This is a genomic window from Legionella fallonii LLAP-10 (assembly GCF_000953135.1).
Lineage (GTDB): Bacteria > Pseudomonadota > Gammaproteobacteria > Legionellales > Legionellaceae > Legionella > Legionella fallonii.
This window is the reverse complement of sequence record NZ_LN614827.1, coordinates 430,318-442,503: the sequence shown is the minus strand read 5'-3', so window position 1 is coordinate 442,503 and position 12,186 is coordinate 430,318. Positions and strand designations below refer to the sequence as shown.

Genomic DNA, 12,186 nt, shown 5'->3' with positions numbered 1-12,186 from the left:
GGTTTTAAATTGAATACATTTGATGATTATAAATTCATTGATATACATTACCACGCCTCTCCTGATCTTTACATCCGACGTTGGCATGCGCTTGAAGCAGGAAAAATTTATCAAACGATGAATGGCGCTGTAGTATTAAAAAGTCATCTGGGAGCAACCAGTATACAAGCCTCTCTTGCTCAAAAAATGGGCCTCCCTGTTTTTGCCTCTTTAGTGTTAAATCATATTGCTGGCGGGATAAATTATCAGGTCATTCTCCGCTCTTTAAGTGAATACCAACCAGTAATTAACAGCAAAATGATTGTCCATTTTCCAACCATTACTGGACGGACTATACAATCAAAACTAACAAGAACCTTATCTCATGCCTATTTAAGCAAACACACGTTAAACAGTGAAACCTTATTCGATACAAAACATCAATTACGTAAAGAGGTATTTGATATTTTAAAAATGGCTAGTGACTTTCCAATTATTTTATCCACTGGCCATGCATCCAAAGAAGAAGTATATAGTTTAATTGATGCCTGCATCCAATATAATGTTCCCGCGCTATTATTAAACCAACCCGCCAACCCTCTTACAGGATTAAATGCTTCCGCTTTAAAAGAACTCACTAAAAATGAATTTATTTGGATAGAACAAACAGCATTAACCTATTTGCTAGGTCATCAGGACGAAGAGGATTTTTCAGAGGTTTTAACGTCTGTGCCTCGAGTAATCTACAGCTCCGATTTAGGTCAAACCAGTCAAATGGATGTAATGGATTGGTTTGATTATTCCAAACAGATGTTCACTAAGCTGCAACTGTCAGAGCAACGACAGAAAGAAATATTACATAAAAATGCTTCTGCACTACTTGGCGCGACATAACACGGTACATGTAGGTCGGACCACAAATTGCCCGCCTGATGTGCTCCATTAGGCTACATCACGGCATATTGGACTGGCCTCAGCCCCCACCTACATCACATTTTAGACAAGGAATAAGACGTTTAAGTTGATGTCATTACGTGAACAGTTACACATAAAGAGAGTACCTGTAATTATATTATGACAACACTTCTTGTAAAAAAGTTACGGTGCTTTCCCATGAACGACGATCCGCTTTTGGATCATAATGTAAACCCATTTCATCATCATTAGCACCGGGAATCGCAAAAGAATGTTGTGTAAGACCATACATATGCACTTGCCAATCGGCCTCTCTCGCATTCATCTCAATGGCAAACTGCTCTATCTGCTCAGGCCTAACTATGGGATCATCATAACCATGTAATACCAAAATTTTGCCCTTCACTAGATTATTCACCGCTCCCTCTGGAGCTGTAAGTCGGCCATGAAAGGAAACGACACCTTTCACATCAGCTCCTGAACGGGCTAAATCCAACACGCACAAACCGCCAAAACAATAGCCAATTGCAGCAATTTTATCTTTATCAATCTGAGGTACGTAGCACAGTTTATTGTAAGCGGCCGCAATACGAGCCAATAGCATAGAGCGGTTTTCCATCAAAGGAGTCAATAAAGCCCTTTTTTCAACTTTATCATGCCCCAACTGCGCCTGTCCGTACATATCTATAGCAAAGCCAGCATATCCCATTTCTGCAAACTCAAGCGCCTTATCACAAACAAAATTACCTCGTCCGCCCCAATCATGTGCGATCATGACACCAGGTTGTTTAGATACATTATTCTGATAAGCTAGAAAACCTCGACAAAGGACGTCCCCCTCATAATACTCAATTTGCTCCGTAACGATCACATTGATCCTTTATTTCATGACAATGAGCCAAAATATATAGAAAAAATAATGCCGTAACAAGATAAGCCAGGCACTTTTGGTGGTTGTAGTGCAGATCTGTTAATTAGAAAAATAAAAAGCCGGCAAAGTCCGGCTCAATAATGCTGTTTGTGATACCTCGTCTAAAGACAACACGCCTTTAGAAGAGGATAGAGTGACTTTTTATTCCGGTGCTCCACCACCACCAACCCCTTTACCACCACTACTAGAAGAGGTTTTTGGAGGAGTATTACTACCTGTAGATTGAACCTTTCCGCCACCACCAGGTTTAGAGATAGCACTAAGTGCTTTTTGACCATGGGCACCAAGTTTAGCTCCGATTTGTCCTTGAGCATCCTGAGTTGCTTTAGAACCTTCGCCAACTTTAGATTTTACCTCTTCGCCCCATTGGGCAGTTTCCTGGCCAATACTTTCAGGTGTACCACCTATCCAACGTAAGACTTTATCAGGCAAGAGAGAAATCAAGGTAAATGCTTTCTGGACTACTACTAAATACATAGAGGTATAGATTAATATAGAGAAGAAATACGCATAAATTCCTGCCCAGTCCGAATAGCCACCTGATCCAGAACCATTTGTTGGCATTGAGTTGTTTAAATTAGCATCTTGTAATTGACCGTAACTTCCAGTCCAGGTGCTACTACACATGCCCCACGTTGAGGTTTGGCAAGCTTTCGGATCTTGTGAAGGACTGCTTTGAATGAAGCCAATAGCATGATCAAATCCCGCATTAAGAATCCAGACTCCAACATAGCTAAGAGCAATACCGGAAATATAGCCAATAATCATTAAAGCAGGCCTTAAAAAGATGTTCATCAAGATCATAATTGCTGCTTCACCCTTACCAAAAGCATCGTGTCCTTCAGGATGAGTAACTCCCAAAGCAACTACAGGTGCAGCAACCATAGCTTCTATCACGGCCATAATCCAAGCTAGAGTACCGAACGTAAAAATCATATAGGGTAAAATAGGAATGTAATATGCCGTAGTGAACCCCACGGTAACCATAACCCCAATCCACGCTAATAAAAGAGGTAGAGCTAAAGCAATTAAAGCAAAGATAAACAATCCAAAAAGTGGGATAATGGCACTGGTTATCGCCAAGTTCAAAAGCATCATCCACAAATTTGATGAGAAGTTAATATACATCACGCCCATATTAGCCAACGCAACAATAGGATTCACCCCCGGTTCATTGATGATCTTTAACCCATCTCTAAAAATTTCGGCCATCCCTTGGAGAGGTATCATCAGGAACGCCATAATAACCTGATTAATAATTTGAGAAAAAAGCATCAGGAATACGTTATATATATAGCGGAATATAGCATTGTAAAACAGGTTACCCATCATCCGGCCTAGACAGAATGAGAAGAACACAATTTTTACTGCACCACAGTCAAAGTTTTGTTCCTTCAAATAATAGGTTTGTGGATCGATTGAAAAATGAATCATATTGGCAAATTGTAAAGGAGCTATTCCTGGTTGTCCTGGTAACTGAATCATTAATGAATTAGTAACAAATCCATTAACCGATGCTGAGCCAACACTTGTAACCGCTGAACTACCTTGAATATCAGTCTTGCCAAATTTAGGTGCAGGTGTAGCATCACCTTGTTGAGCAACTCCTGGATTTTTAGGATCCTCTGTGGAGAAAGTACCATCGATTAATGCTTGCACCTGATTCAACATTGCCGTTGCATTAGATCCAAACCATGCACATACAGGACCATATTTAGGATCTTTACAAATATTCTGAGGCCCCCCTCCTTGCATACCTGTCTTACTGCCATTAAAACTTACCGTTGAATCCACTTGATCTGCATTTTTTACAGCATTACCATTTAATTTAACTAAATCGAAAAAATAAGCACCAGCCATCATCCATCCCTGTGTTGTGGCCTGAGCAATAAAAGCACGTGCACTATTTGCATTAGCCGCATCTGCGTTAAGCTTAATTAAATTCAAAGTAGGGCCCATAATCCCATTATAATCATTCATCGCTCCTTGAAATTCTGTTCCATTAAATAAAACACCGGAATTAGTATTGGTGGAAGAAGTAGATGCAGCGCCCCAAATAACACAAGTATCCTGATATGAGTTACAAGTGGTCCCATTAGCAGTATAAGGCACACCAAATTGTTCTTTAGCAATTAACGAATAGTTCTTATTAGTGGAAGAACTGCCGCTGGTGTTATTATTATTATTGTTGTTGTTCTTGTTCTTATCGGGATTTAATACAGGATTGTTATTAACCATCACTTGCGCTACAGCAGTAAAATCAGAATACATTTGTTGTATTCCAATAGCTCTGGACATTTGCGCCATTTTTATTTGAGACGAAGATATATTGTTAACTTTACCAACGGAACCATTCTGTCCTGTGCCAGGAGTGGTCGTTGGTAAACCTGAAATAGCATTCCATTTTATAGTTCCACAAACACCATTTAAAAAATAAAAGGGTGATCCATCTTTAAAATTAGGCATGTCAACACTAAAAGAATCCGAGTCTTTAATCACACCCTTATTGTCATTAATCGTCTGATTTTGAGCAGCAACCGCATTGACTGTGCTGATAAAATCAGGAACAGCGCTATTGCAGACCTTACGTGCGGCATCCGAAATAGGCTGCGTATTACATGGACCGTTTTTCATGTTAATATTAATTTGTCTTTGATTTTCTAATTGCTTTTGCAGACCTAACATGCATACTTCACCAACAAGGATAGTATAGGCACCAGAACTTACCCCATCTTGAGCATTGAGCCCGCTGGTCAAAGCGATAGTGGGATTAGTTTGTGCCTGGATAATTACTCCACCTCTATTTAAATATCCTAAGGCAGCTTCCCATACTTTATCCGCAGCTCCAATTCCTTGCACTACTATCCACATCACAAAAATCTGCATCAGACAATATCCTGATGCTTTAGGGATTAACAAAGCTAACCCTAACGTGGAACGCACAGGAATCCAAATAGAAGACCATTTTTGTCCCAACATTTGACCTTCATGGGCAGTATTCATTGTGGAAACAAGCAACGTATACATAATAACCATTCCACCCAAAGCTAAAACGGCGGAATTAAAAACAGCAAACATTGTTCCCATAATTTGGCTGCCGGTACCATGAAGGACACCATCTACCACACCAAATAAATTGCCAAGAAATACTACAGAAAGGTCACTCGCTGGTGGTGCAAAACTAAGAGACCCATCTGCTGCTAAAACTAAAGTCGGGAATAATGAGAGAAGTACAGTTACAACCAGTTTATTCATTCTTTTTCCCCCAATAAACCTTGTCTATACCATTCATTGAAAGTACACCCCAATTTACGGTGTTTAATCTGGAAGTACCAAAAATGATAACGGAAAGCTAAAACAAGTGCGATCAGTGTAACCACTAAGCTGACGATAACCGCTTTAAGTGAGCCATAGAAAATTTGATACCCGCCATAGCCAAGAAGTAAAATAGCAACAGCAAGCATCAGTATACTTAAACGAAATAAAGCGTTCTGTTTGGACAATAGCTCTGCATCACTAAGATGCATTCTAGTTTTTGCTGCATTAAAGGATTCACTAGTGACTGCCTGCTGCGGCACAAACATACGTTTAATGCCATTCTTCAAGGCAACTGTAAATGCCTTCATTCTATCCCAATCAAACCAAAAACGAATATTGATTATTCGTGTAATAACTCTTCCAATTCTGGAGCCTGATTTCTTTTTCATATTTTTTACTTTTTAGGTAATGGACTTTTAACTATCATAATATACTATAGTATTAAGTAGTGGTTTCGTCCATCAATCTAACACCGTAAAAAAAGAGTAAATAATGCCTGATCTAAGCCATGAAGCATCCGCCAAGTATTGGTTTGAATACATAGATCCAATGATATATAGGGTTATTACGTTTATGGAGAACGTAGAGGATTGGACTTTGGATGGAAATCCAGAGTTTGAAGAAGCCATGAACCAACTGGGAAAAGAACTCGATGATATAGAAAAAATTGACATGGGATTACTCGCTGAAGAAGAAAAGTTCATCCGTATCGTTGGAAATATTAAATCAGGGAGAGGATTACGTTTGCTTCAAGCAATAGATACTGTTCATCCAGGCAGTGCATCTCGTGTTTTAATCCATGCGGAGGAAACAAGTCTAGGCAGTCACGATCCTGCTGGTTTTTTTCTTAAACGTAATATAGTGTTCGAACGATTACGTTTATTGTCTCGTGTTTTTTGTCAATATCGATTAAAACTCGTTTTACGTGCACTCGAAGGGGACGAATAATGAAATTAGTATCCAAACTTACCCTGATTAACCTGTTTTGCTTGACTACATTCACAGCAACAGCCGATGACATTAGTAATCAGTACAACCAGCAAATGAATACTAATATGCAAACACTCACTAAGTATTTGCAATATCTAGGTGGCTATTTGGGATATGACTTAACCGTATCACCCACAGCAAACAATCAAACTATCAATCAGCAATTACTCAGCATTTCCACCACTCAACTTGCTCAGAGCTATGTTTATAGTACATTTTTTGGCGCATTTCCTGTTGCGGCACTCAGCAGTGCTATTCAAATAGTGCCCACAACAACTCCTGGCGCCAACATGATCAATAAACTAGCGAATACTACCTTTACTTATCAAGGATATAGCAGTGCCTCATCGAGCCAGCAAGGCAAAGTCTCTGCAAGCAGCTTAATTGATCAAGTAGGCTCGAATAGCCAGTATCAACAAGATCCTGTCAGCCAAGCAGTACTAAACATCTTAGGTACACCAGATTACACTTATTGCATGTCGACTGATCAACGCGATTGGAACCCTAGCTGTAATTATCTATATGAAAATCTAGTTACGTCTAACGTGATAGGGGCTCTTCCTGATAGCAAAGAATACTTCACTAGTACTTATAACCAACAATTAATCGGACAACTTAACGTAAACTCCCTGATGGGAACTATGCAATACTCTACTGAAAATACTAATCAAAACAATACGGGAAGCCCTACCCCTAACAGCCAGACCCCAGGCTTAACAGCGCAAAATCAGGCTCAGCAAGCACTTAACTTTATTCGTTATGCGTCTGGTTCTGTAGTTCCTGTTCCGTTACCAACGTTCAGTGCTTACAATGATCTATACAACATAGCAGTACCACCAGATGGCAGCAATGTGACGGTAATACAACAAAAACAAGCTCAAGCTACATTAAATAATTATCTTGCAAATTTGCGTGTTTATGCCGCTCAAAGCTCTGTGGGAATTGGTAACTTATATTACCTATTATCAAAAAGATTACCACAAAATCAAAGTGGTAGTAATAATGCCCTTCTTACCAGCCAAGCAATGAGCGAATTTAATATGGCAAGCTGGAGATTATTTAACCCAGATATGAGTCAAAACAAACAATGGATTACTCAATTAAATAATGCTTCGCCAGCTACCGTAGAAAAAGAAATTGCCACTCTTCTAGCTGAAATGAATTATCAGATGTATCTAGACCGCCAAATACAAGAGCGTATTCTCCTGACTAACTCCATTATGCTAATTCAAAACACCCGATCTGGCCAACCCAGCGCCAATTTTGGAAATCAAGAATCAGCCCCAACAACCAATCAATAACGTTACATATATTAAGCGCCCTTAGCCTAGGCTAAAGGCGCTTAATATAACTGTTCACCTAATGGCATCAATTTAGGGAATAGCCCCCCTATCCAAACTCAACTGTGAAGGGAAATTGCTTCGTCAACACGTCACTTTAATTTTGCCTCATTGCGCACTTACCGCACCACGACGAGTTTGGAAAGAAGCCTAATAAATCCTGTGTTAGATAGCATAGCTTGGTTGTTTACATCAACGATGCTTATAGACGCTAAATATATAGTCAATAGTTTTTTTATGATGTCCTGGAGTTTGCTCATCAACCCAACCTGATTGCAATTGGGTAATTAACTGATATTGCTCAAAAAAATGTTCTTTCCTTAGTAACTTAAAGATGCAATTCTCTTGAGATTGCAGAGGTTCGTAAGTAGTAATAACCCACTCGGGTTTTACTACAGTAGCAATATACTTTGCATAAAGAGCTAAATTTTCTTTATAAGGGGCATGTGCTAATTCAGGATTATTTAGACAATCAGTATCAATAAAGCGAAGGTCATTACGAACAGTAAAAGGAACTATTCCATTGTCACCAAAAAATACCGTAGCCCCTGGGGTTGCTTGGGTATTTAGAATATTGGCAACCGCTAAGCGAATTTGAGTTCTTTCTTTATATTGCCTAATGAAGGAGTGTAAATACTGTAGATCATTGCCCGGAATAAACACCAATGTAAAAATAACGACTGTCACAGTAATGACTATTTTAGTATCCACGCGATGAAGTTTAAAATAATCCAGAAAGTGACTAATTCCTAAAACAGGTAATAGAGTAAAGAGTGCAAAGGGCCCCAGAAATAAACGTAAAAAGTAAGTAATAACAGGGTTAGCCTTCCAAAGTAAAATGGCATAAAGAACTGAAGGTGACCATAATAACCAGTGCCGACTGTCTTTAAGGGAAAAAAAATAAGGCACAGATACAATGGCTAACGGAAGGAGTGTAATAAGAAAAACCGAATCAACGGCAAACAGTTGTCCAGGGACTAATCCTTTACAACTATAACTATTGGGAATCAAATAGCCGAAATAATTCCATCGCCAAATAAAATACATGGCGTAAGGCAAAAGAAAGCAAGAAAAAGTAATACCTAACCAAAGCAATATAATTTTGGATTCAGGAAAAACAGTTCTTATTCCGCACCGTTTCAAATGGAAAACAATAAATAATAGAATGGGAATACACCAAATTACCCCTTCAAACCGAGTCAAAGCAAGCAACAACAGGGTACAGTTAGTAACAATCCAGGCACGAGTTGAAATTAAAGAACAATTGAAATCAGTTTGTTTCGCACCAATTTGTTGATAGCCGAAAGCCACCGTGCATTGCCATACCAATAATAAGGATAACGCGCAATAAAACACGCTCTCCATACCACTCACAGTCCACCAGCTCACCCCTATGAAATGACTAAACATAAAGACTGGGAGTATCGCCAATAATGGACTAAAAAATAATCGCCCCAGACGATATAAAGCAAATAACCCACCGGCTAAACTAATACAGGAAATCATTTTGATAGTGCTGATTAACGGTAATTTTACTTTCATCACCGTAGCAGCAATAATAACCCACAAAAAATTGGAGTAACCCTCTACACGAGGAAGGTCTACATGCCATTGCAACCCATTCCCATTCACTAATTGACGAGCATAAATCCAAGCAATATAAGCATCATCAGTAGTAAATCCCCAAACGGCAACTAATGATGTAACAAGATCACAAAGACTCAAAAGAGCGATAACCAAGGTTAGAAACAACTCTTTGCGCAGAGATAAAGAATTCAAAATTTAGAGCACTCCAGGCAATACTTTAAACGATACCGGACCTTGTTTCGTATGCAAATTACTATTCGATCAATAGTTACTTAGACACAAAACCGATCATACCTCATTCAAGAACATTCTATTCACTCTTTATGCCAATGTCATTGATATTGCTATTAATTTTTTGATTTTAAAATTGGAGTGTTCACCAATGCTCTTTTTTTTAAGAAGGCAAAAGTAAGGTGCAAAAAATGGCTGATATGATATGATTCGATGCAAGTTGCGATGTGCAGACTGTTAGAGCTTGTTTGCAAATTCTTAAGGAATGAGTGAATCTCAGGACGAATTAACCTTCAATTCAGTGAGCCATTTAATGTCTACGCCCTTTATTTTTTATATCCGAGGAATGACCTGTGGCGGTTGCGCCAGTATCATAGAAAGCGCCCTACAAGAAACCTATTCAACGCGTTTAGAACTGTTCAAAGCAGATGTTGCAGCAAAGGACCCGAAAAAAACGATTATAATTCTCGCGGATACGGATAATGAAGAACATAAAATAACATGGGAAAAAATCAGAGCGCGAATAGAAGAACTGAGCTATAACTGCGAACCCTATGAATATCTCCCTGCTGACGAACAAGAACTGCCTCAAACAGAACTATATTCTGAGCCATTAATTACGCCACAAAGCATGATCCAAAAGTTAATCGCTAAAGGGCAAGCACTAATTAGCTCTCATTGGTTTCAGGGAGTTTTAGGTTGCAGCATTGGCATCGCGATGCTTATTGCAATGTTGGCTACAGGCGGATTACCCTTAGCAGCAATGATTCCCCTTGCTGGCCTAAGTATAGTTCTAACTCTTGTCCTGGGCGCAAACTCATATTATGACGCATGGAAAAAATTAGTTAATGCCCAAACGTTAACGATGGATAGCCTCTTTGCTATCAGTACCCTTTCTGTAATGGCCGTTTCGCTCGTTTCGTTTTTTGTACCTTGGTTACCTATGATGTTTGAGGCCAGTCTTCTCATTTATGGGTTTAGACATATTGGAATAGCGATAGAGGATACTATTAAAGAAAAAATTAGTTCCGTTAAATTTAAAGACCGAGCACCGAAAATAGTTAATTTACTCCTGCAAAATACCATAATCAAAACGCCACTCTTTCAAATAAAACCAGACGATACTCTCATTGTTAACCCAGGAGAAATCGTATCCGTTGATGGGATTTGTAAAGGCGAAACCTGGTTATATAACACGATTACTACAGGAGCCATTCTTCCTCGTCGTTTTCATCCAGGAGACAAAATATTTGCCGGTATGCGAGTGGCAGAAAAGTCCCCTCCTTTACAAATTCAGGTTACTAAACCGCAAAAAGAGTCTTATCTCGCTCGTCTGGACGCAAATATTGCTCAATCCCTAACCCAAAAGACGCCTCTAGAAATAAAAACACAACAAATCCTTACCTATTTTATCCCCACTGTTTTAGGACTTGCGATCGCCTCTGGAATAATTGTTGGTCTATTTTTCCCACCGGCGTTAGCCATACAATGTGCTATTTCAGTACTGGTTTCCGCATGCCCCTGTACTTTGGGATTAATTATTCCTTTAGCAGTAACGACAGGAGTAGATAAGGCAGCCGAGCATGGCATACAATTTAAAAAATCCAGAATACAAGATCCAGAACAAATAAATACTATAGTGTTTGATCTCAATGGAACACTAACAATGGGCGTTCCAACAGTGAGACACTATTCTCCTCTAGCTGATACCGGTATTTCACCAGCTCAACTCCTCAATATTTGTGATGCATTAGAAAAAGAATCAACGCATCCCATTGGAAAGGCAATTCACTCTTATACGCAAAAAAATTGCAGTCAAAAAAATGTAGTGACCTATTTAGATGACTCCCACCATGCAGGAGTATCCGGTACCATAGATGACTTTCATTATACTATAGGTAGCAGAACGCTGATGCAAAAAAAAGGTATCTCCACCGCCGCCATTGAAGAGTCTGTTAATCTAGAAGCTGGCGATAGCCTGGTTTTTGTCGCTCGTGAAACTGATCTTATTGGTTATATCATCATAACGGATCCTTTGCGTAAAGATGCTAAACCGATGATTGAAGCATTAACCCAAATGGGTAAAGATATTATTCTCTGTACCGGCGCTGATGAAAAGACAGCGGCCCGCTATGCTAAAGCACTGGGTATCACCAAAATCCACGCCAACAGTACGGCAACAACTATGGAAGAAGGGGATAGATCTAAACCCATTTTTATCCAATCACTACAAAATCAAGGACATGTAGTTGCCATGGTGGGAGATGCTGCCAACGATGCTCAAGCATTAGCAGTAAGTGACTTTGGTATTGCTATCCTATCTCACGACAGCGACGAGTTAACCCAACAACATGCAGGAGCTATTATTCACAGCGATTCGTTACGTCCGATAATCAATATTTTTGCTATCTCACAAGAAACAGTTGCCAATATAAATCAAAATTTATTCCTAAGTTTTGCTTATAATTTTATATCAATACTTCTGGCCGGAGGACTGTTACTAGCAGTTGGTGTTGCCCTTCCTCCAGCCTTAGGTGTAGTATTTATGGCACTACAAGCATGCACCATACTCTACAATGTTTATTGTTTTAAAAATCAACCACTGGAATATTCGCAAAACGAAACAATGGCAGCTGAAGAAACTCTAAGCACCGAAAGTTCTTCGGTGCAAAAGATAAATCAACATCTACCCAAACTTACCATTTCACCTCCATGTGAATCAGAGGGAGCCTCAATTGAAAAAGAAATTAGTTCTGAAAAACAATTAGCAGAAAAAGTGGTTCGTTCTGAGAAAAAAGACTGTTGTTCTTTTTTGCATGCCCAACAAGAGGAAACCGTTTCACTCCAACCCGTGGCAGAAACCACAATGCAACTGTAGTTCGGGCAATTTGTTGC

8 protein-coding genes are annotated in these 12,186 nt (G+C 39.3%); 4 read left to right on the top strand and 4 right to left on the bottom strand.

Translation table 11 applies throughout. From position 1 onward, the window contains the following. The first annotated feature begins 9 nt into the window (after positions 1–9). Complete coding sequence (locus LFA_RS01700) at positions 10–873, top strand: DUF6282 family protein (protein ID WP_045094653.1); 864 nt, start codon at positions 10–12, stop codon at positions 871–873. Between the two features lie 178 nt (positions 874–1,051). Here the strand turns inward: LFA_RS01700 and LFA_RS01695 are convergent, their stop codons facing one another. The 3 genes from LFA_RS01695 to icmV all read right to left on the bottom strand — a co-directional run bounded on the left by LFA_RS01695 (position 1,052) and on the right by icmV (position 5,532). After that, positions 1,052–1,765, bottom strand: coding sequence for a dienelactone hydrolase family protein (locus LFA_RS01695; RefSeq protein WP_045094652.1), 714 nt, complete (start codon positions 1,763–1,765; stop codon positions 1,052–1,054). Positions 1,766–1,966: 201 nt separating this feature from the next. Next, positions 1,967–5,080 carry a type IVB secretion system protein DotA gene (gene dotA / locus LFA_RS01690; RefSeq protein ID WP_045094651.1) on the bottom strand — a complete coding sequence of 1,038 codons (3,114 nt, stop codon included), beginning with the start codon at positions 5,078–5,080 and terminating at the stop codon, positions 1,967–1,969. Continuing rightward, positions 5,077–5,532 (bottom strand): type IVB secretion system protein IcmV, encoded by a 456-nt coding sequence (gene icmV / locus LFA_RS01685; RefSeq protein WP_045094650.1) that lies wholly within the window; start codon positions 5,530–5,532, stop codon positions 5,077–5,079. The genes dotA and icmV overlap by 4 nt, the downstream gene beginning before the upstream one ends. Before the next feature lie 103 nt (positions 5,533–5,635). Between icmV and icmW the strand changes: the two genes are divergently transcribed. After that, positions 5,636–6,091 carry a type IVB secretion system protein IcmW gene (gene icmW / locus LFA_RS01680; RefSeq protein WP_045094649.1) on the top strand — a complete coding sequence of 152 codons (456 nt, stop codon included), beginning with the start codon at positions 5,636–5,638 and terminating at the stop codon, positions 6,089–6,091. Next, a complete protein-coding gene (gene icmX, locus LFA_RS01675) occupies positions 6,091–7,434 on the top strand; it encodes a type IVB secretion system protein IcmX (protein WP_045094648.1) in 1,344 nt (447 codons plus the stop codon). Before icmW ends, icmX begins: the two co-directional genes overlap by 1 nt. A gap of 231 nt (positions 7,435–7,665) precedes the next feature. Here icmX and LFA_RS01670 read toward each other — a convergent pair whose 3' ends face one another. Continuing rightward, entirely contained in the window at positions 7,666–9,252 is a 1,587-nt protein-coding gene (locus tag LFA_RS01670; RefSeq protein ID WP_045094647.1) for a hypothetical protein, read from the bottom strand. Between the two features lie 352 nt (positions 9,253–9,604). Between LFA_RS01670 and LFA_RS01665 the strand changes: the two genes are divergently transcribed. Then, on the top strand, positions 9,605–12,169 hold the full coding sequence (locus tag LFA_RS01665) for a heavy metal translocating P-type ATPase (RefSeq protein WP_052673814.1): 2,565 nt from the start codon (positions 9,605–9,607) through the stop codon (positions 12,167–12,169). Positions 12,170–12,186: the final 17 nt, after the last annotated feature.

Excerpts from the sequence above, each read along its gene's own strand:
- icmX (WP_045094648.1), top strand. The coding sequence starts at position 6,091 with ATGAAATTAGTATCCAAACTTACCCTGATTAACCTGTTTTGCTTGACT.
- icmV (WP_045094650.1), bottom strand. The coding sequence starts at position 5,532 with ATGAAAAAGAAATCAGGCTCCAGAATTGGAAGAGTTATTACACGAATA.
- LFA_RS01665 (WP_052673814.1), top strand. The coding sequence starts at position 9,605 with ATGTCTACGCCCTTTATTTTTTATATCCGAGGAATGACCTGTGGCGGT.
- icmW (WP_045094649.1), top strand. The coding sequence starts at position 5,636 with ATGCCTGATCTAAGCCATGAAGCATCCGCCAAGTATTGGTTTGAATAC.
- dotA (WP_045094651.1), bottom strand. The coding sequence starts at position 5,080 with ATGAATAAACTGGTTGTAACTGTACTTCTCTCATTATTCCCGACTTTA.